At 69.0% G+C, this 20,901-nt stretch carries 16 protein-coding genes; 5 read left to right on the plus strand and 11 right to left on the minus strand.

The genetic code is table 11. The features are described from left to right. Positions 1-59 precede the first annotated feature (59 nt). The 3 genes from NE234_RS20125 (at position 60) to ligA (ending at position 3,497) form a co-directional block, all read left to right on the plus strand. Positions 60-752, plus strand: coding sequence for a TetR/AcrR family transcriptional regulator (locus NE234_RS20125; RefSeq protein ID WP_252782005.1), 693 nt, complete (start codon positions 60-62; stop codon positions 750-752). 126 nt (positions 753-878) lie between these two features. After that, positions 879-1,421: a flavin reductase family protein gene (locus NE234_RS20130; RefSeq protein ID WP_252782006.1), complete on the plus strand. Its 543-nt coding sequence runs from the start codon at positions 879-881 to the stop codon at positions 1,419-1,421. A gap of 84 nt (positions 1,422-1,505) precedes the next feature. After that, entirely contained in the window at positions 1,506-3,497 is a 1,992-nt protein-coding gene (gene ligA, locus NE234_RS20135; protein ID WP_252782007.1) for an NAD-dependent DNA ligase LigA, read from the plus strand. A gap of 931 nt (positions 3,498-4,428) precedes the next feature. Here ligA and NE234_RS20140 read toward each other — a convergent pair. After that, complete coding sequence (locus NE234_RS20140) at positions 4,429-5,145, minus strand: TetR family transcriptional regulator (RefSeq protein WP_252782008.1); 717 nt, start codon at positions 5,143-5,145, stop codon at positions 4,429-4,431. Positions 5,146-5,292: 147 nt separating this feature from the next. On the opposite strand from NE234_RS20140, the gene NE234_RS20145 reads away from it, so the two are divergent. Then, the gene (locus tag NE234_RS20145; protein WP_252782009.1) at positions 5,293-5,772 is read left to right on the plus strand and encodes an SRPBCC family protein; all 480 of its coding nucleotides are present in this window, start codon (positions 5,293-5,295) and stop codon (positions 5,770-5,772) included. Between the two features lie 751 nt (positions 5,773-6,523). Here NE234_RS20145 and lipB read toward each other — a convergent pair. From lipB to NE234_RS20160, 3 genes are all read right to left on the minus strand, one after another. After that, entirely contained in the window at positions 6,524-7,156 is a 633-nt protein-coding gene (gene lipB, locus NE234_RS20150; protein ID WP_252782010.1) for a lipoyl(octanoyl) transferase LipB, read from the minus strand. Between the two features lie 415 nt (positions 7,157-7,571). After that, entirely contained in the window at positions 7,572-9,695 is a 2,124-nt protein-coding gene (locus tag NE234_RS20155) for a protein kinase domain-containing protein (protein ID WP_252782011.1), read from the minus strand. Then, entirely contained in the window at positions 9,692-11,776 is a 2,085-nt protein-coding gene (locus tag NE234_RS20160; RefSeq protein WP_252782012.1) for a protein kinase domain-containing protein, read from the minus strand. Before NE234_RS20160 ends, NE234_RS20155 begins: the two co-directional genes overlap by 4 nt. A gap of 644 nt (positions 11,777-12,420) precedes the next feature. Here NE234_RS20160 and NE234_RS20165 point away from each other — a divergent pair. Further along, on the plus strand, positions 12,421-14,058 hold the full coding sequence (locus tag NE234_RS20165; protein ID WP_252782013.1) for a glycoside hydrolase family 99-like domain-containing protein: 1,638 nt from the start codon (positions 12,421-12,423) through the stop codon (positions 14,056-14,058). A gap of 132 nt (positions 14,059-14,190) precedes the next feature. Here the strand turns inward: NE234_RS20165 and NE234_RS20170 are convergent, their stop codons facing one another. The 7 genes from NE234_RS20170 to NE234_RS20200 all read right to left on the minus strand — a co-directional run bounded on the left by NE234_RS20170 (position 14,191) and on the right by NE234_RS20200 (position 20,884). Beyond that, positions 14,191-15,633 (minus strand): sensor histidine kinase, encoded by a 1,443-nt coding sequence (locus NE234_RS20170; protein WP_252782014.1) that lies wholly within the window; start codon positions 15,631-15,633, stop codon positions 14,191-14,193. Further along, entirely contained in the window at positions 15,630-16,307 is a 678-nt protein-coding gene (locus NE234_RS20175) for a response regulator transcription factor (RefSeq protein ID WP_252782015.1), read from the minus strand. The genes NE234_RS20170 and NE234_RS20175 overlap by 4 nt, the downstream gene beginning before the upstream one ends. A 285-nt stretch (positions 16,308-16,592) precedes the next feature. Next, the gene (locus tag NE234_RS20180) at positions 16,593-17,399 is read right to left on the minus strand and encodes a COG4705 family protein (RefSeq protein ID WP_252782016.1); all 807 of its coding nucleotides are present in this window, start codon (positions 17,397-17,399) and stop codon (positions 16,593-16,595) included. Positions 17,400-17,602: 203 nt separating this feature from the next. Beyond that, entirely contained in the window at positions 17,603-18,214 is a 612-nt protein-coding gene (locus tag NE234_RS20185) for a hypothetical protein (RefSeq protein WP_252782017.1), read from the minus strand. Positions 18,215-18,234: 20 nt separating this feature from the next. Next, positions 18,235-18,693, minus strand: a complete 459-nt coding sequence (locus NE234_RS20190) for an ATP-binding cassette domain-containing protein (protein ID WP_252782018.1) — start codon at positions 18,691-18,693, stop codon at positions 18,235-18,237. Positions 18,694-19,121: 428 nt separating this feature from the next. Beyond that, positions 19,122-20,222: a sensor histidine kinase gene (locus tag NE234_RS20195; RefSeq protein WP_252782019.1), complete on the minus strand. Its 1,101-nt coding sequence runs from the start codon at positions 20,220-20,222 to the stop codon at positions 19,122-19,124. Then, positions 20,222-20,884, minus strand: coding sequence for a response regulator transcription factor (locus NE234_RS20200; RefSeq protein ID WP_252782020.1), 663 nt, complete (start codon positions 20,882-20,884; stop codon positions 20,222-20,224). Before NE234_RS20200 ends, NE234_RS20195 begins: the two co-directional genes overlap by 1 nt. Positions 20,885-20,901 lie beyond the last annotated feature (17 nt).

Below are 20,901 nucleotides of genomic sequence, written 5' to 3' on the forward strand. Positions count from 1 at the left end.
CGTAATAGGGTCTAACTGCGGGCCTGCGTCGAGCGGCTCGACCGGCCCTCCGGGAGCCGGTGATCGAACAGGGAAGGGACGAGCACATGACCACCGTGGGCAGGGAGACCCCACGCGAGCGCTACCGGGCCCAGCTACGGGCCGAGGTCAAGGAGCGCGCCTGGGAGCAGATCGCCGCCGCGGGAGCGCCGGGGCTGTCCCTGAACGCCATCGCCAAGCAGATGGGTATGAGTGGCCCCGCGCTCTACCGGTACTTCGCCGGCCGGGACGAGCTGATCACCGAGCTGATCCGCGATGCCTACCGCAGCCTCGCCGACGCCATCCGCACCGCCGCCGCGGCGGGTGCGGACCTGGCCGGACTGGGACACGCACTGCGCGCCTGGGCACTGGACGACCCCCAGCGCTACTTCCTCGTCTACGGCACTCCGGTTCCCGGCTACCACGCACCCGACGACATCACCACGATCGCCTCAGAGATCATGGACGCTCTCCTCGACGCCGCCCAGTCGGCCGGCACGGCCGTGGACGCCCCGGCCGACGGCCACCCCGACGCCCGACTGGAGGCCCACCTCGCCGAACACCGGCAGTGGGCCGACGGCCACCCCGCCCCGCCGGCCGCCCTGCGCCGCGCCCTGCGCTTCTGGACCCGTCTGCACGGCATCCTCTCCCTGGAACTGGCAGGCCACTTCACCGGCATGGGCTTCGACCCGGCCGAGCTGTACGACAGCGAACTGCGCCACCTGCCCCAGTAGGCGGCCCGCTTCGGGAGTCCTGCTTCGTTCGGATGATCCCCGGATATCGCAGTCGGGCGGTCGCACGTGAGCAGACAGACCTTGTTGCGCGTGTTTTCGCGGAGACCGGGCGGGAAGCAGCGCTGCATGCACCAAGCCGACGCACCGGTTCCGGAAACGCTCACCGCCTTCCGACGCGAGGCGGGAGGCACCGAGCGATTCATCTCGGGATTCGACTACCCGATGTTCGTGGTGACCACCGCCGCCGACGGCGGGCGCGTACGGGCAGGGTGTCTCGTCGGGTTCACGACACAGTGTGGGATCGACCCGTTCCGCTTCCTCGTCTGCCTGTCGAAGAAGAACCGGACCTACCGCGTGGCGGCCTCCGCCTCCTACCTCGCCGTCCACGTGATGGGCCGGGACCAGCAGGATCTGGCGACGCTGTTCGGCTCCGAGACCGGGGACGAGACGGACAAGTTCGCTCGCTGCGAGTGGCGGCCGGGCCCGGACGGGGTTCCGCTGCTGACCCGCTGCCCGCGCGTCCTCGTCGGTAGAGTGCTCGACCGTCGAGAGCTCGGTGACCACATCGGCGTGCTGCTCGCCCCGGCCGAGACGCATGTCGGCTCCGACGGCGGCGGCCCGCTCATGTTCTCCGACCTCCCCGCGATCGACCCCGGGCACCCGGCGTAGGCCACCCGCCGAGGTCGAGCCGGGTTTCCGGCACCGACACGCCGGGCGGCGAACATTGTCGGTGCCATCGCCTTTAATCGAGGAGTGGACGTTGAAGAGCGCATCGCCGAGCTGACCGCCGAGGTCAAGCGGCTGAACGACCTGTACTACGGCACCGGCGACAGCCCGCTGCCGGACGCCGACTACGACGCGCTGAAGGATGAGCTCGCGGCGCTCGTCGCCGAGCATCCCGAGCTCGAGCCGGTTGACAGCCCGCTCGGCAAGGTCAATGCGCCGGCGGAGCTGACCGGCCCGACCGTGCGCCACGCGCGCCCGATGCTCTCGCTGGCGAAGGCGACGAGCGAGGAGCAGATCCGCACGTTCTGCGAGCGCTTCAGCGGCCAGGTCTTCCGCGTGTCGGAAAAGCTCGACGGGCTCTCGCTCAGCGTCGTCTACACCGACGGAAGGCTCGACCATGTCGCCACGCGCGGCACCGGCGCGGTCGGCGAGTTGGTGACCGAGAAGGTGCGTCACGTGATTCCGGGCCTGCCGACCCGGATCGCGGCTCCGGGGCGCGTGGAGGTCCGCGGCGAGGCCGTGATGCTGCGGTCGGTGTGGGCGGCCTATAACGAGGCGCACCCGGACCGGACGCTGACCAACCCGCGGTCGGGTGCCGCCGGGACGCTGGTGCTGAAGGATCCCGAGGCGGCCGCGAAGGCCGAGCGGCTGCTCCGGTTCTTCGCCTTCGGCGCCGATCGCGATGGCGTCGCGATGGAGATCCCGGCGGGTTTCGAGCCGGTCGCCCAGTACGTGTGCGCGAGCGCCAGGGAGGTGATGGACGCGATCGGCGAGATCGGTGGCCGCCGCGACGGACTGGACTACGACATCGACGGCGCGGTCGTGCGGCTGCACGAGCCGGCGGCGTTCGAGGCGGCGGGCTTCAACAGCGCCGAGCCCCGTGGCGCGATCGCGTTCAAGTATCCGCCGGAGGAGAAGCTGACGACGCTGCTGTCGGTCGAGTGGCCGGTCGGCAAGATCGGCCGCGTCCCGCCACGCGCGAAGGTCGCGCCGGTGTTCGTCGGCGGTGTGACGGTGGAGAACATCACCCTCCACAACCCGCGGCTGATCCGCGAACGCGATCTGCGGATCGGCGACACGGTGGCGGTCGTGCGGCGCGGTGATGTGATCCCGTTCGCGGGCCGCTCGCTGCCGGAGAGGCGCGATGGCAGCGAGGTCGAGATCGTCCCGCCGACGCACTGCCCGTCGTGCGGCTTCGAGCTGGAGGTCCGCGGCACCGGTGAGGAGCGCTGGTGTGTGAACCTGCAGTGCCCGGCGCAGGCGACGCGTCGGCTGATGCACTGGGCCTCGCGCCAGGCGGCCGACATGGAGGGCGTCGGTGACGTCTGGATCGAGAAGCTCGCCGAGGACGGCGTGCTCAAACGCCGCAGCGACCTGTACGACCTGACGGCCGAGCAGCTCCTCGGTTACGAGCGGATGGGCGAGACCAGCGCCCGGAAAATGGTCGACTCGATCGAGTCGTCCAAGGGCATGGGGCTGCGGCGCGCACTGATCGGGCTGGCGATCCCGATGGCCTCCGAGGGCACCGCCAAGCGCCTGTGCCTGGCCGGCTACGAACGCATCGAGGACATCGCCGCGGCGACGGTCGAGGACCTGGTGGCGATCCGCGACATCGGGCCGAAGGCCGCCGAGAGCATCGTGGCCTTCTTCGCCCGCGCGGACGTCCAAGAGGAGATCACGGCGCTGCGCGAGCGCGGCGTGAATCTCGATGTGCTGCCCGAGGACCGGCCGGTCGACGCGGCGGCTGCGGGCGACTCACCGCTCAAGGGCAGGTCGGTCGTGATCACCGGCGCTTTCACCGACCCGCGCTCCGGCGCGAAGATCAGCCGGCCGGACGTCACGCGCCTGGTGGAGCAGGCGGCCGCAACGACCGCCTCGTCGGTCTCGGCCAGCACCGACTACCTGCTCGCCGGCGACAACGTCGGAGCCTCGAAGACCGGCAAGGCCGAAAAGCTGGGAGTCACGGTCATCCACCAGGAAGAACTGTGGAGTTGGCTGGCCGAAGCCGGCGTCATCTGAACGATACCCACCACGCCCTCGCCCTGCTCTCCCAGAGAACACTCATCCGGAAGTACCCGCCGAAGATCATGCGGCACGCCGCGACCTCCTGGCTGGTCCAGGCCGGTGTGCCGCTGTACGACGTCCAGCCCGGATGCACGAGACCGTCTGCTCACACCTCATGAAGTTCTGACGATTCCCAACGGCTGATTGTCACGAACCATACGGTCAGCGTGAATCCACGAAGGTCCTCCTCCCGGACGATCTTCAGACTCATCGGCTCTGTCGCTCTTTCGGTGGTAACGGAGGGTATCGCCCTGTCACGCTGAGGTGTGTTGAAGGTCGACGAGCTTGTCGCTGTGGTGTTTTCGGGCCTATCCAGCCTGCTCATTGAGGATGTGACGGACGAGGACGAGTTGATCCGGGTGCGGGCCCGCTGCCGGCGGGTGCCCGTACCGTGTCCGGAATGTGCGGTCGAGACCGCCCATATCCATGCGTGGTGTGAGGCGGACCGTGGCCGATCCCCGTCGACGGGCGGCGGGTGGTCGTGAACGTGCGGGTGCGGCGGCTAGCCTGCCGGGACTGGCGATGTCCCCGGCGGACGTTCCGGGAACAGGTCGCTAGGGTTTTGGAGCGCTACCAGAGACGAACAGTCCGCCTGACCGCCCAGGTCGGGGCGGTGGTGCGGGAGTTAGCAGGCCGGGCCAGTGCCCGGGTGTTGTTCGCGCTGGGTCGAGTCGACCCGCGCGGCTGGTCGCCGAGCAAGCAAGTGATCATCGTCTACCGGGCGGCGCCGGGCGATCGTTCCGCGTCCGCTCTCGCCCGGCTCAGGACGGCCGGCGCAGGTGTCCTTCTCGGCGCGGACCTGCGCACCGCGGCAGGGCCACCTGAAAGGCCGTTTTTTTTGCGGCACCGGCGGATCGTGGCCGGTGCCGCTACTTTCGGCGGGAGCTCAGGTGGGCGGTGCGGCCAGGTGTGCGTCTTCGATGCCGGTCTCGATCACCCGGGCGGCGCGGCGTACGTCGTCCATGATGGCGGCGTGCACGTCGGCGGGAGTACGGCCGGGCGTGAGGTGTTTGCGCATGCTGCGGGCGTGGACGTCCCATAGCCCGAGGAGGGCTACTGCGGCGATGCGCGGCTCCGGCGCGTCTTCGTCGGCTCCGGCGCGCTTGGCGAGGAGTCGCTGTGCCTCGTCGATGAGCCGTTCCGTCGTCGCTCGCTGGTGTGCGCGCAGGGAGGGTGTGGAATTCAGCAGTTCGCCGAAGCGCCTGATGTCGGCCACTGCTGCGGCCGGGTTCTCATACGCCTCGAAGGCGACGGTCAGGCCGCGGGTCTCCTCGTCCAGGACCCGGACGCAGGCCTGGACCGGCGTCAGGTCGGGCTCGGCGAGGGCGGCCTGGATGCCGGCGGTCGTGGAGTCCCAGCGGTCAAGGATGAGTGCTTCCTTGGTCGGGAAGTAGTTGAAGACGGTCTTCTCCGACACGTTGCACCGGTCGGCGACCTCGGCGACCCGTACGCCGTCGAATCCGCGATCGAGGAACATCCGGGTCGCCACGTCGGTGAGCTGCTGGCGAAGCATCCACTTCTTGCGCTCCCTCAGACCTGTCGATTTAGAGGGGCCGGCCGGCCGGGGCCGCAGGGATGCCCAGTCCACCGTTGGCTCACTCATGACCCCATGGTATCGAGCGTCAGCATTTTTTCCGTCACTGTAGTTTTCCCGGACGTCCGGCCATATCCGGATGCTCGCCTCCAGTTGCGAACTAGCTCCAGCCACTATATTTTTTTAGTCACAGAAAGTTTAGCCGAGGAGGCCTCCGTGAGCGAGATCCGTATCGTCCGCGACTACGCGTACCCCCCCACCAGGGTTTGGCGGGCCCTGACCGACCCCGACCTGATCCCGCTGTGGACCGCGACGGGCGCCGGCGCGCGCGCCGAGGGCTTCGCGCCGGTCGCCGGCACCAGATTCCGGTTCGTGGCCAAGCCCAAGCCCGGCTGGAACGGCATCGTCAACTGCGAGGTCCTCGAGGTCGGCGAGCCGACCCTGCTCCGATACACCTGGACCGATGACGGCGGCGGCGATGACACCGAGGTCACTTATCGCCTCGAGCCCGTCGGTGACGGCACCCGGTTCACCTATGAACACACCGGATTCACCGGAATCGGCGGCCTGTTCATGGCCCAGATGCTCGGCCGGATCCGCCGCAAGATGCTCAGCGTCGGCCTGCCTGCCGTCCTCGCGGACGTCGGCGACGACGGCCGGCTTCGCCCGGGAAGCACTCTGCGGGTCAAATCCTGATCCGGCAGACGGCGACACGTTCCTCCTTCCTGGCATCGCCATCTATGCGGAACGGCTCAGCAAGAGGTACGGCGACCGCGCCGCGGTGGATCAGCTGGGTCCCGCCGCAACGAGATCTAAAGGCGTTCCGGGAGGCCGGCCGCAGTGTGCGCACGGTCGCGTCGTTGCGTTACCTGGCCGATGCGGCGCTGCGGCGCCGGGAAGGGCGCTGAAACGTGAGTTCGGCGAAACCTTCAACGACCTACGCCGGAGGTATAAGGACAACTGAGGCGACGCACGGACAGCTACGTACCTGCTTCTTCTCTGCTCTTCCGCTGAGTGCTGTGCGCACCACCTCCGACCCCACCCCAGGGCTGAGATCCGCGCAGGTCGGTGCTCGGCGGGCTGACCCGCTGGTCGGTGATGGGCAGGTCGCCGCGCTAGTGCTCGGCGAAGACCCGTGCGCCTCGCGTCGAGCCATGGGTCGCTGGGCTGTACAGCGTCGACGCCCGGGTAAGGCCGGTCTGACACTCGCGCGCACCTTCCACCGCAACAGACTGGACGCCACCGAAGGATACGAAGCTGACGCTTCCGGACTTGGCCGTTGCCGACCAGAGCGCTCTGCGGTGGCGGTGGGCGCTGCAGTCCTGGGGAACGTCCGAGAGCAAGATCCGCTCCAGCCATATCGGGGCCCCGGTAGCAATCGCGGAGAATCCAACGAACCCGTGAAAGCCTTTCGGGGCCGGGCTTGAGCAGTGGGCGGGGACGGCTGTCAGGTCAGCGACGCGGCGACCGCGTCGCGTACCTCGGCGTCCGTAGGCAGGGGAACGTCGAGCCGAGCGCAGACTTCGCGCAGGGAGGTCATGGTCACGTCATGCAGTCCGCAGACGGTGAACAGGTCGAAGGCGGTCAGGTCCGGATCGATGTTGAGCGCGAATCCGTGGCTGGTGATGCCGTTGCGTATCCGCATGCCGATGGAGGCGATCTTGTGGTGCTCGGGCGTCCACACGCCGACGAGGCTGGTCGCCCCGCGTGGGGTGTCGCGGCGCACCGCCGGTATGCCCAGCCGCCCCAGCGCGTCGATGAGGCCGTTCTCCAGCCAGCGGACGATGTCGACTGGGCCGCGCTCGTGGACGTCCAGCACGATGTACCCGATGAGCTGCCCGGGCCCGTGGTACGTCGCGTAGCCGCCTCGGTCGACTGGAACGGTGGGGATCCCCGTGTCGGCGAGGACGCCGGGCAGGTCGGCGGCCGGCGTACGGGCCCCGTAGGTGATGACCGGTGGGTGGCTCAGCAGGAACAGCCGATCACCTGCCCGGCCCTCGCGGCGTTCCTTCACCCAACCGGCCATGCGCGCGCACGCGTCGTCGTAGTCGACTTCGCCCAGGTCGATGCGTTCGAGCACGATCCAAAGGATATGGGGGGTGAGGAACATCGGAGCGGAAAGTCACGCTAAGCCGCCCGGCGCGGGTCGTCTTGGTGGGACTTTCCGTTCCGGCGCTGCGGCCCAGGCAGCTTGCTCAGGCAAGCGTCGACCGGACGGCCGCCTATCAAGAGACAGATGTATGGCCGGGCAGGCTTCCATCTCCTGCGCCACCGCATCCTCCTACAACAGCCTCACCGTCCGTTACCACCGAAAGTGCGACAGAGCCGTTAACTGGACAGACCCGGATCCCCGAAGATCTGATCGGCCGGTTGGTGGCCCAGGCCGGCGCGCAGGGCCTGGATCTGGTCGGTGAGGGTGGGTTGTCGCACCACCCACAGCGTTCGAGAGCGGAGTCGGCAGCGTCTCTTCAGGCGTCGGCGTCCGCCCAGCGGGCTCAATCGAGATGGAAGGCGAGCAGGGTGGTGCCGTACAACGCGGTGAGCATCCGGCCACGGGTGTCGAAGGTCCACTGGGTGTTCGGATCGGGCGCGTTCGCCGGGTGGTTCCAGATGAGCTTGCCCGTCTCGGCGGCCCAGCCGTACAGCCCGGCTCCGGTCCGACCGGACACGCCCGTGCAGATCAGGCCCCCCGCCGCGATCAGCGGGGCGGTACGGGCCGCCGGCGTGTTGACCGACCAGCGCCGCCTGCCGGTACGGGCGTCCAGCGCCACGAGCTGCGGGTTGTCCAGGATGTAGGCGTGCTCCCCGCTGACCAGGAAGCTGCGTTCCTGGCCACCCGGTGAGGCCGGGGTGTACTTCCAGAGCTGCCGTCCGTCGCGCACGTCCAGAGCGTGGACCGTAGGCTCTCCGGTGTAGGCGATTCCGCCCGCCACGGTGACATCGAGTGACAGTTCGTCGTTCCGGGTGGGGTCGCCCGCGTCGGGCAGGTCGGTGGTCCAGACCCGCAGCCCGGTATCCGGCGACACGGCCTCCAGCGTGGTGCGCGCCGGGTTGCAGAAGAGCAGGTCGCTCGGGCCGGACGCCAACGCGTGGCGCATGCTCTTCTCGACCCATCGGTCCTGGCCCGTCAGCAGATGGAGCCCGAACATCGTGAAGTCGTTCTCGGCGATCCGGCCGGCGATGAGGGTACGGCCGATGATGCCGCTCACGTTGAGGAACGGGTCCCCCGAGCCCGGCCACTGGCGGAGCCACACTTGCCGCCCGGTGCGGGGGTCGATACCGATGATCATGGTCTTCGAGTCGGTGAGCACCACGAGGTCGGTCGACTGAGCCCCGATCATCAGATTGGTCAGCGTGAACGGAGGCTGATAGCTCCAGCGGGTCGCGTGCGAATAGGGGTCGCAGGCGACCAGCGGGCCGCCGGAACCGCCCAGGGCGTAGATGCCGGTGGGGAGTACGTCGGCTTCTTCGTAGTCGGCGGACCAGAGCTGCCGTCCGGTGGCCGCGTCGAAGCCGCGGCACTTGGACATCCGGTCGGCGGTGACGATGGCGCGCGCGGTCGCATACGGGGCGACCTCCTCGCCGCTGGTCGTGGCCTGCCACAGGAAGCGCGGCGGCTTGAGTCCCCTGTCGCCGCTGTCCAGCGCCGCCGCGGTGCCACCGCCCACGACCGCCAGGCCCGCCACGGCCGCACCGCCGATCAGCAGCCGGCGCCGGGTGCGGGCCCGGGCGGCGGCGCGCAGATCCATCACCAGCGTGTCCTCGCGCTGCTGCAACTCCTCGCCCAGCGCGTCTGGGAGCCAGCCGGGCGCGACCGGCTGCGCGGCCAGCAGCCGCGGCAGCAGATGCGCGGGTGGCCGGCGCTCGGGGTCGGTGCTCAGACAGGCCGCCACCATCTTCACCAGGGACTCGGGGACGCCGTCCAGGTCGGGCGGCTCGTGCAGGGTCCGGTGGATGATCGTGCGCACCGCGTCCACGCCGTACGGCGGGCGGCCGGTCGCCGCGTAGGCCAGCACCGCGCCGAAGGCGAACACGTCGCCGGCCGGAGTGAGCTGGGTGCCGCGGATCTGCTCGGGGGACATGTAGCCCGGCGAGCCGAGCAGCTCGCCTCTGGCGGTGAGCGCGGGGCCGTCCACGGCCTTGCTGATCCCGAAGTCGATGACCCGTGGCCCGTCCTTGGCCAGCAGGATGTTGCCCGGCTTGAGGTCGCGGTGCAGCAGCCCGGCCTGGTGGATGGCGATCAGCGCCTCCCCCAGCCCCGCGCCGAGCGTGCGCAGCACCGGTTCGGGCATCGGACCGTACCGCCTGACCGTATCCCGCAGATTGAGCCCGTTGACGTACGCGGTCGCCAGCCAGGGGACCGGCCCGTCCGGATCGGCGTCCACCACCGGGCTGGTGAACGCGCCGCTCACCTTGCGGGCCGCCTCGGCCTCAGCCCGGAACCGGGCGCGGAATCGCGGGTCGCCGGCGAGTTCGGGCCGTACGACCTTGATGGCCACCGCCCGCCCGCCTGGAGACGCGCCCAGATAGACCAGGCCCATGCCGCCCTCGCCCAGCCGGCGCAGCAGCCGATAGCGCCCGATGTGGTGCGGATCGGACGGCTCCAGCGCGGCCGTCATCCGCCCGCCCGGAAGCAGTACGCCCGTCTCTGATCGGTGGCGAACACCGATGAGCCGGCCACCGCGACCGCCCAGTCTTCGAGGGCGGTCGCGGGCCCCCAGTGCGTCCAGAGCAGACGGCCGTCGGTCCGGGCGGTGAAGAAGCCCTGCGGGTAGCCGGAATAGCCGCCGAAGGCCGCGGCGATGAGGCCGTCGGACACCGCGACACCCCCGAGGCCGGCCAATGGTTCGGGGCCGTACAGCGTCCATTTCGGTGTGCCGGTGGCCTGGTCGTACGCGCGCACGTCGGTGCCCTTGAATATGGCGTCGGTGCCCGAGAGGAAGACCGTGTCATAGGCGATGTCGACCTTCGGGTCGGTGGGGTGCGACCACAGGGCCTTCCCGCTCGTGGCGTCGACCGCCTGGAGGGCGCCGCCGAAGTCGCCGAAGGCCCGGCCGCCGCCGGCCGTGATGTCGAAGGTGTCCCAGTCCCGGCTGCCGAGGTCCGTGGGCCAGGTGTAGGTCCAGCGTTTGCGGCCGGTCGCCGGGTCCAGGGCGACGAGCGCGGGCTTGTCGTTGATGAATACGGTCGTCCCGTCGACCGCGCCGGTGGGGTCGAGGGTGCCGGTGCCGGCGGGGTAGTGCCACAGGGTCCGGCCGCTGGTCAGATCCACGGCGATGACCGGCCCACGGCTCAGCTTGGGGCCGCTCGTATTCAGGACGACCGTGTTGCCGATGACGCCGTGAATATCGCCGGTGCTGATCTTATCGGTGTTCGTGTGGAAGGTCGTGGTATGACCGGTCGTCGCATCGATCACGTTGAGAAGCTGGTCATGGCCGCCGATCACGAGGAATGTCGAACCATGGACGGTGTCCGAGGCGCCCAGCGGGATGTCATGGGTCCAGAGCTGCCGTCCCGTCCGTGCGTCCAGCGCCCAGATGCCGTCCGTGCTCCCGAAGAGCACGACGTCGCCGCTGACGAGCAGGTACGCGTCGTCGGTGAGCGCGGTCGGCGGGGTGAAGGTCCACGCGGGCGGCGGCGCGGTGGCCAGGGCGGTGCCGCGCGGGGCGGGCCTGGCGGACTTCTCTGTACGGGTCAGCGCCCACGCCGCAGTGCCTCCGCCGACCCCGGCCACCACCACCGCACCGATCGCGGTGAGCCCGAGAACGCGGCGCCGCGGAACCCCGACCCGGGGCAGCGGCGGGGGAACGGCGATCGGCCTGGACGCCACCTGATGCGCCTCGGTCTCCTTGGCCCTCACCGCCTCGCGCAGCGCGGGCGACAGCAGCGCCTGCGGATCGGCGGGAGCCAGCCTCGTGAGCACGTCCTCCAGCCGAGGACGCCGCGCCGGTTCCTTGGCCAGGCACGCCGCGAGCAACGAATGGAGCGACCCGGGCACCCCGTGCAGCTCCGGTTCCCCGTACATCACCTCGTAGAGCAGGGCCGCCTCGTCCCGTTCGCCGAACGGCTTGCGCCCGGTGGCCGCGTGGACGAGGACGCCGCCCAGCGAGAACACGTCGGACGCGGGGCCGGCGTCCTTGCTGCCCGCGATCTGTTCCGGTGCCATGTAGGCCGGCGTGCCGAGCATTCCGCCGGTGCCGGTGAGCTGGGTGGCGTCCCCGGCCTTGGCCACCCCGAAGTCAATGATCTTCGGTCCGTCCTCGGCCAGCAGGATGTTGCCCGGTTTGAGATCCCGATGAACCAGACCGGCCGCGTGGATGGCCTGCAGCGCCTCGGCCAGGCCCGCGCCCAGTGCCCGTACCGCGGGCTCGGGCAGCGGGCCGATCGCCGTGACCGCTTCGTCCAACGTGGGCGCCGGGATGTAGGCCGTCGTGAACCACGGTTGCGACGCATCGGCGTCGGCGGCCTGGATCGGCGCGGTGAAGAGGCCGCTGACCCGGCTCGCGGCGGTGATCTCCCGGCGGAACCGCGCGCGAAATTCCGGGTCCGCGGCATACTCGCGTTTGATGAGCTTGAGGGCGGCCAGCCCGGCTCCGGGCGAGCGAGCGAGGAAGACGGTGCCCATTCCGCCCTCGCCGAGCCGGGCGATGAGCTGGTACGGACCGACACTCGCGGGGTCTCCTTGTTGCAGGGACCGCACACCGACCTCCGCCCGAAAGAACTTTCGTTTCTGTTTTACTCTAGCTTCGCGCGCTCAGTAGGCGGGGGCAGGTTCGGCGGTTGAGGCGCGAAAGTGCCCTCTGTGCTGGAACGATGGGATTCGCTGTGGTGCGGTTGCCGATAAACGCGCTCTTCGGTCATGGGGCGAAGCTGTGGCTCAAGGGCGCGGAGGGACGTGATGCCCTGGCGCCGGCCCGGCACTGGCACGAGACAGGCGCCGTGGCCGAGTTGTGCCGCAGGAGCGGGATATCGGAGCCGCGTGTCCTGGCCGAACCGGACATCGACCACGCGGTGTGGCACGTCACGACGTCCGTGCTTCACCAGCGTCACGATCCCGATATCTACGACCGACGCTAATGGGCGGGCTGGTCAAGGCCGTGTTGGAGCGGGTGCTACCAGCCGAAATCGACGGCGCACCTGGACCATGCCAGACATCCCTGCCGTAGCACCTGGTCCTCCAGCATTCCCGAATCGGTACTCGGCCGCCGAATCCACTGGCTCGCTTATTCTGAAGTGATTCGAAATGGCGGCCGGAGACGGTTGCGGACCGGTAAAGTCGGCTCTATCCGGTTGGCGGTGGTCGAAAGCAGGTGGGCGATGCGGCGAAGGCCGGCAGCACTATTGGTGGCGACGCTGGTCCTGTTGACGCTGGTGGGCGGGCGCGTCGCGACCGCGGACACGGGAGATCAGGAGAACAAGGTCACCGATCCGGTACCCCTGCTGGAACTACGCACCAACGGCAATGCCGGCTGGTTCTGGACCTTGTCCGAGGCCGAGGAGAGCGCCGCGGTCAGCCAGTATGGAATGACGCTTGAGCCGACGAAGCTGGGATATCTGCTCCGGCAGCCGTTCACCGGATCCCAGGCGATCTACCGGCTCAGGAGCAACGCCCGGGCCACCTATCTGCTCACCGCCTCCTCGGCCGAGCGCGACTCGCTGGTCGCGTCGGGCGCGTTCACGTACGAGGGTGTCATCGGGTACGCCTTCGCCCAGCCGCATTCCGCCACCGCCGAACTCCACCGGATGAATAACGGAGTGGAATGGCGGGTGGTGCCCGACGCCGACGTCGCCAGGTTCGCCCAGAACGGCTACACCGACGACGGGCCGCTCGGGTATGTGTACCCCGTGTACAACCGCGTCGGCGCCATCTACTTCGGCACCTTCGACGCGGACGGGAACCGGGCGTTCATGGACAATGTCAAGAGCGTCTACGGCCGTGACAACGACTGGTGGGGCGGCGTCAAAGACTTCGCCGGCTACGATGCGCCGCAGAACGCCTGGCACTGGCCGAATACCGACTTCTCGGACCTGAAGCCGTCGATCGGTTACTACGACGACGAACAGCCGGCCACTCTGGAGCGGCAGATCGAGCAGGCGTCGAGCGCCGGCCTCCGCTACTTCACCTTCTACTGGTACTGGAACCCGGCGAACGGCGGCGGCGAGCAGCTCATCGGCGGCCTACGGTCGTTCCTGCAGGCCGCCAACCGCGCCGACATGGATTTCAACGTCATGACGTGCATCCATCCGTGGAGCAACGGCAACGTCTCGCTGCGGCTGCCTGCCGACCAGATCACCAAGGCCGCCGACACGATCGTCGACACCTACCTCGGGCAGCCGAACTACCTGCGCGCCAACGACGGGCGGCCGATCATCGAGGTGTGCGATGACCGCGGTATCGGCAGCGGTACCGCGAACGCGGTCGACACCGCCGCCGTCCGGCGGTTCACCGACGCGCTCCGCGCGGAGGCCAAGGTCAAGTACGGCGAGGACGTACTGATCACGCTCAACGACCAGCTGGGCGTGCCGTCCGCAGACAGCGGCTTCGATGGCACGCAGGTCCAGGGTCGTTACGACGCCAGCCGCTCGTACCAGCGGTACGTCGACACCGAGCGCGGCCGCATCGCGAACTACCCCGGCATCCTGATCCGCGGTGCCACCTCCGGCTTCGACAACCGGCCCTGGGACGGCGTCGGCATCGCCGACCCGGGCCCGAACGCCACGGAGCAGCAGTTGGAGGCCGCGTTCTCTTGGTACGACGACCACTCGATCGCCCGGTTCGGCACGCTGCTGGCCAACCTGCGATCCGACATCCAGGCATCGACCAGGCCGCCCGCCACGGACAATCTCGTGCTGATCTACGCCTGGAACGAATGGCATGAAGGGGGCCACATCGAGCCTAACGTTCGCGATGGCTGCGCCTATCTGAACACTATCCGCCAGCAGCTTGCGCTCACGGGCGGTGCCGGCTGCGCGATCAGTTGATGCGGGCCATCCGCCCGAGGTGTGGACACCCTGAGCAGCGACATGAGGGTGACGCTGCCGCGGATGCTGTAGCGGGCGCGCAGGCCCATCGCCCATTGCTTGACCGCCGTTCCAGCGTCTCCTGCAATCGGGTCAGGTGCCCTCCGCCTCGTCGGCACCGACGGTTCGATGGTTCTCCTGCAGACCGTCACTGGCCGGCGACAAGGTGATGACGACGCGGGCGCCGCCGCCCAGGGCATCGGTGATGACGATGTGTCCGTCGTGCGCCGCGGCGATCTCCCTCGCGATCGCCAGGCCCAGGCCGGTGGAGCCGCTCGCGCGCTGGCGGCTGGCGTCCAGGCGCACGAAGCGGTCGAAGACCCGCTCGCGCTCCTCGACCGGGATGCCGGGACCATCGTCGCTGATCTCGATCCGGACCGTCTCGGCTGTGGCGGCGGCCGTGATCAGCACTCTGTGCTCGGCGTGGCGGATCGCGTTGTCCAGAACGTTGCGGAACATCCGGGACAGGTGCTCGGGATTGCCGATCGTGACCGCGTCCGGTGTCGCGGTGATCTCGACGTCGATGTGGCGGGTCACGGTCGTGGCACGGACCTCCTCCAGCAGCGCTCCGAGTGCGACGGGCCGCCGCTGCGCCGCCAACTGCCGGTCGTCGGCCTTCGCCAGCAGCAGCAACTGCTGGACGAGGTCTTCAAGGCGCGCCGACTGGCGCACCGCGCGCTGCGCGATATCCGGCCAGGGCGCCCGGTCGGGGTGCACGATGCCGACCTCGAGAGTGGTGCGGATGGCGGCCAACGGACTGCGCAGCTCATGCGAGGCGTCCGCGACGAACCGGCGCTGCCGGAGCGCGGAGTCCTCGAGCCGGGCCAGCATGTCGTTCATCGTCTGGGCGAGGTTCCCGATCTCGTCACCCGTGCCGGGCTCGGGCACCCGCCGGGACAGATCGGCCGCGGTGATCTCGGTGACCGCATGCCGGATCTTCTCCACCGGGCGCAGCGCCCAACCCACGACCAGCCACACCGTGCCCGCGGCCAGGACCAGGATCCCCGGCACGCCGACGAGCAGCAGCCGGGCGAAGGTCTCGTTGACCTGGCCGGACAGGCCAGTCGATGTCACGGTGATGATCGTGACCGGGCTCCCGGCGACGGAGATGCGCAACGCGGTGACCCGTACCTCGCTGGGAATGACACCGTCGGCGGCCTTCTGCCGTACGGGGGCGCTCGACCCTGCGGGCTCCGCGTAGACGGCGGGCAGGCCCTGTAGGGAGCGGGTGGCGGCAAGCACGCTGCCATCTGCGGCGAGGACCTGCGCCTGGGCATTCGGGTCGAGCGTGGAGGGCGGTAGCGGCCGAGGCCACAGACCAGCGCCCTGCACCGACTGCGCGAGCTGCGTCGCGTACGTGCGCAGTTCCCCGTCGACGGTCCTGCGCGCCGACTCTCTTTGCACCAGGTACATGATCATCAGTCCCAGCACCACGGCAGCGGTCAGCGCCAGCCCCGCGACGGCGGTGACCCTGGTCCGCAGAGTGCGGGGCCTCGCCCGCCAGGGCCCGCGCGCAGACGTTCCGGTTGCGGTCATGCGACGTCGTCCCGGATCAGGTAGCCCTCGCCGCGGACGGTCACGATCACCGGTTCGCCGGTGGGTGAATCGATCTTGCGGCGCAGCCGGTGGACGTGCACCTCGACTACGGCGGGGCCGCCGTCGTACGCGACGTCCCAGCAGTGGTCGAGCAACTCGGTCTTGGACACCACGCGCCCTCTGTGCCGCATCAGGTGCTCCAGGACGGCAACCTCGCGGCCGGTCAGGTCCAGCGCCACTCCGTCGCGGGTCACCGTACGGCTGGCCGGATCCAAAGTCAGGCCGGCCGCAGTGAGCACCGCCGGCCTGGCACCGAGAGTCCGGCGGGTGAGCGAGCGCAGGTGCGCGAGCAGGACCGGGTAGGAGAACGGCTTGGCCAGATAGTCATCGGCGCCGCTGTCCAGCCCCTCGGCGTGGTCGAGGTCCTCGTCCATCGCCGTCAGCATCAGGATCGGGGTCCACAGACCCTGCTCGCGGAGCTTGCGGCACACCTGATAGCCGTCGATGCCCGGGAGCATCACGTCGAGGATGATGACGTCGTGCGGGCTCTCCCGCGCCTTCCACAGCCCTTCCTCACCATTGCCCGCCACGTCCACGACGTAGCCTTCGGCCCGTAGTCCCCAGGTCAGAGCCTCGGCGAAATCCGCTTCGTCCTCTACTACCAGTACCCTCATGACTCATGCGTCCCCGATCGGCAACGGGATGCGTTCCAGCCGCTGAACAACGACACCAGCGCCGAAACCAGCAGCATACGCACCACCACGGCGTCCACCAGCACTCCTGCGGCCGGGCCCGCCGCGGTCTCCCGGACGGTGACGTCGTTCGCGGTCGACAGCGACGCGGCCGGCCCACCCGGGAGCCGAGCTTGGATGGGACGGCGAGCAGCAGCGTAAGCGTGCCCATGGTCGCGGTAGAGGGGATGAACGGGCCAGCAGAATCTCATCGACGATCCGGCCCGGTCAGACAAGGAGGTTGGAGTCGGGTTCCGGTGCCTGCCGTTGGCCTCGGGCGGGTGGGGACTGCTGAATGTCCTTGCGAGTGCGGGCGACGAAGGCGACCAGAACGACCAGGACGGCTGCCGAGATGAAAGTCGTAGCGGCGGAACTGATCCCCTTGAAGTAGTCCGCGAAGGATGCCCCCAGGGGACGGGTGACCACGTAGGCGGACCAGAAGGCGACGATCGGGTTGAGGTTGAAGCGCGATCGGGCCACGGCGGGGACGAGGATGATCCCGGTGAAGATGATGCCGGAGGTCAGGAAACCCCAATGGAGGGCGCTACCGGTGAGGTCGCCCAAGGCGGTGCCGAAGGCGAAGGTGGCGAAGACCGTGGCCCAGTAGTACTTCTCGCGACGCCGGGTGGTGATGCTGTGGATCGAGAGGGTGCCCTCGGTGTGGTGCCACCGCCAGAAGATGAGCGCGAGAATCCCGGCCCACAGCGCAGCGGTTCCTGCGTACGGGATACCTACCAGGACGTGCAACGCGTCGGCTATGCCGGTGCCGAAGATGGCGATGGCCATGGCCAGGAACCAGTAGGCGGCGGCCACGTAGTGACGGGTGCGGAACTGCAGCCACAGCGCGATGACGAAGAGGAGGACCTCGACGACCGCGCCGACCGCCATGTTGACGCCCTTCAGGAGGAAGTCGGATGTCGCTTCGCCCATGAAAGTCGTCACGATCTTGATCACCCAGAAGAGGGCGATGGCCTCCGGCACTTTGGCCGCAAGCGGTTCCCGGACGGATTCGGAACGACGTGGAAGAGACGGCATGGTGTGATTCCTTGGAGTGAGGACGGCGTCGCCGACACGCGACGCGCGGATGGTGCGGTGCGTCCTGGAACGCCCGTGCGGCACGTACCGGCCAGCCCATGGAGCTTCGGTGAAAGAGGTGACGAGAGGCCGGTGTTCCGTGTACGCGGAGAGCTTCGCCCCCGGCCCACAACGTGCCTTCGGTCAGAAGCGGCCGTGGCCGTTCAGAGGTGACCCGAGTAGCGGAGGAGGAATTCTGCGCAGTGCCGGGCCATCAGGGGAGCCAGACCCGCGCCTGTGGCCAGTGCCGCGAGCAGAACTCCCCGCCGGGTGCGTACCCCGGAGACCCTCAGGCCGGTCCGGCGGAAGGTGTCCGCCACGGCAAGTCGTACCGCTCGCGAGTAGTGAGGAACGGCGTGCATGCTGACGGCGATCAGCCAGAGGTAGAACGTCGCCTTGTGCGCCAACAGTGCGGCTGACGCCCAAACGCCGGTCCCCAGGAAGGCCGTTGAGCCACTGGCGAGAAGGACCACCGTCAGAATGGTGAGCAGCGGGCCCAGGATGCGAAAGTACATTCGCGGTGGTCCGGCCCTTCTGACATCACGATCCCCCCGGTAGTAGTGCACGATCCGCCATCCGGTGCTCAGGATCTTCACGCCGACGACGGGCATGAGCACGGTGCCGATGACCACATGCGCGGCGAGCACGCTGGTCACCCCGAGTACGACCGTGACGATCTGGGCTGCGAACAGAGCGAGCAGGCAGACACCGGTGATCGCCGTCAGCCGGGAATTGCCGGCCACGCGGGCGCCGGCCGCAGCCTCGCCAGGAAGCATGGTGGTGGTACCTATCCGTTTCATTGCTCTTCGCTCTCAGACGTCCCGGCGTCGCAGCAGCAGGGGCCGGCCCGGAGCGTGACGGCGGCGTAGAGGGCGAGCATCGTCAGGCCCGAACCGGGTCGGTGGTGTCCGACCATGTCGATGACCTCGCCGACGCGGCGGCGCGCCGCCCCGTTGGTCTGGGCGCGCATCCACAGGTGGTTGTCGGCACTGCGGCTGGGACGGATCGCCTTGGCCTTCAGCAGCGCGCCGACTCCGCGCAGCGGCCAGCGCAGTTGGCCGTACGGCTGCCCGTTGATCAGAGCGGGGCCCGACGGGAGAGTGCCGAGCCCCATGATCGTGCGCATCGTCGTCGACCTGCCCGACCCGTTCGATCCGAGGAAGCCGGTGACCTTTCCCGGTTCCACGATGAAACTGAGGTCCCGCACCTCATATCGGCTCCCATAGCGTTCGGTGAGCTCTCGAACGTCGATCACGACTGGTCCCTTCCGGATCGTCGCCCGCTGTGGGTCGACCTGGTGCCTCGCCTGGCAGGGACCATCGTGGTCGGCGGCTCCTTACAGTTCCCTTTCGCCGCAGCGCGGAAAGAAAGGCGGTAGCCCGCTCCTCATCGAGCCCGGCCGAGACATCGATGAACACGTCGTGGGCGACCCAGTCGGTCGCCGCCAGCTTCGAGAACGACGCCGGCGCACGGTGGCGACGCCCCGGCAACCGTGAGTGGCTCGGGCGGCATGGGTGGTGTGCACCGGTGCACGCGGCGATATTCCACCCGGGTTTCTCCCGGATCAGGCGCAGCACCAGGACACGGATCGAACGCACCGTCGGCGGCCGGCCCCGCCCTCTGGGCTTGGACCGGGCAGCGTGCCGACGCGAAATCAGGCCGCGGTGCCAACGCAGCACATGGTCAGTGGAAGGTCACTTCGACGTGGAGGCCTCCATTGAGGTCGGGTCGTGCGGTCAGCGTGGCGCTGTGGGCGTGGGCGATGGCGCGGACGATGGTGAGGCCGAGTCCGTGGCCGTCGGTGTGGCGGGCGCGTTGGCCGCCGATCTGTTGGAATGGCTGGAAGAGCCGCTCGACCTCGGCGGGGGAGATCGCCGGGCCGGTGTTGCTGACTGCGATGTAGGCCCTGTCGCGGACCAAGTTCGTGGTGATCTTGACGTGTCCTCCGGGCGTGTTGTGGCGCAGTGCGTTGTCGACGAGGTTGGTCACCAGCCGCTCGATGAGTCTGGGGTCGCCCGTGGTCGGTGCCGGGCCGAATGCGGCATCGATGGTGATGCCGCGGTGTTCGGCTTGTTGTCTGCGGCCGGCGATGACGGTTTCGGTGATCTGGTCGAGATCGACCGGCTCCCACTGTTCGACGCCGTGCTCGCTGGTCGCCAGGGTGAGTAGCGCCTCGATCAGGCGTTCTTGTTGATCGCCGAGTTGTAGAGCCTGTTCGCAGGCCGTCCGCAGGGCTTCGGTGCCGGCCTCGGGGTCGGCGAGGGCGACTTGCAGGAGGGTTCGTTGTCCTGCGAGGGGGGTGCGCAGTTCGTGTGAGGCGTTGGCCACGAAGTGGCGTTGGGCCTCGAAGGAGGCCTCGAGTCGCGCGAAGAGGTCGTTGAGGGTCTTGCCGAGTTCGGTGAGCTCGTCGTTGGGGCCGTCGAGGTCGAGCCGGCGGTTGAGGTTCGTGGCGGAGATCTCCTGGGCGGTGGTGTTGATGGCGCGCAGGGGGCGCAGAAATCGTCCGGCCAGCCACCAGGCTCCGGTGAGCGCGACGATCGCGGCGGCCAGGCCGATGGCGGCTGGAGCGAATTCGAACTGATGGCTTCCGCCGACCCGGTCGGCGCCGGGGCCGGCGTTCGCCGGGGCCCGCGCTGCCGTGTGGCCGTACAGCAGGTTGGTGGCGAGGAGCACGGCGGCGAGCAGGCCGAGGAAGAATCCTGAGTACAGCAAGGTGAGCTGTGCCCGGAGCATGGGCCGCCGCCTGCGGCGGAGTCGGGACACGACCTTCTCACGTGCGCGCATCATAGATCTCCGATTCGGTAGCCGCCTTCGCGGACGGTGTGGATGACCGGTGGGTCGCCGAGCTTGACGCGCAGCCGGCGGATCGTCGTCTTGACCGCGGTGGTGAAAGGGTCGGCCGCTTCGTCCCAGACCCGTTCGAGGAGCTCTTCGGCGGAGACCACCCGGCCGGTGGAGGCGAGGAGGCATTCGAGGACGGAGAACTCCTTCGGGCTGAGCTCCAGGCGCCGCCCGGCGCGGAAGGCGACTCGGCGGCTCGGATCCAGCGTGAGGTCCGCTTCGCTCAGTGTGGGTGGCGTTGCCGGCGTGGAGCGGCGGCCCAGGGCGCGGACGCGGGCGACGAGTTCGGAGAAGTCGAACGGCTTGGGCAGGTAGTCGTCGGCGCCCAGGTCGAGGCCGTCGACGCGGTCTTTGACGGTGCTCGCTGCGGTGAGCATCAGTACGCGGCTTCCGCAGCGCTCGGCCACGATGCTCTTGCACACCTCGTCGCCGTGGACTCCGGGCAGGTCCCGGTCCAGGATCACGACGTCGTAGCGGATGACCGCCAGATGCTCCAGCGCGTCGTTGCCGTCGAGGACCACGTCCACCGCCATGCCCTCGCGGCGAAGGCCGGTGCCGATCGAGCGGGCCAGGATCTCGAAATCCTCGACGACTAGCACTCTCACGAACGTTCTCCGTTCCG

Source organism: Actinoallomurus rhizosphaericola, assembly GCF_024055675.1.
Lineage (GTDB): Bacteria > Actinomycetota > Actinomycetes > Streptosporangiales > Streptosporangiaceae > Actinoallomurus > Actinoallomurus soli.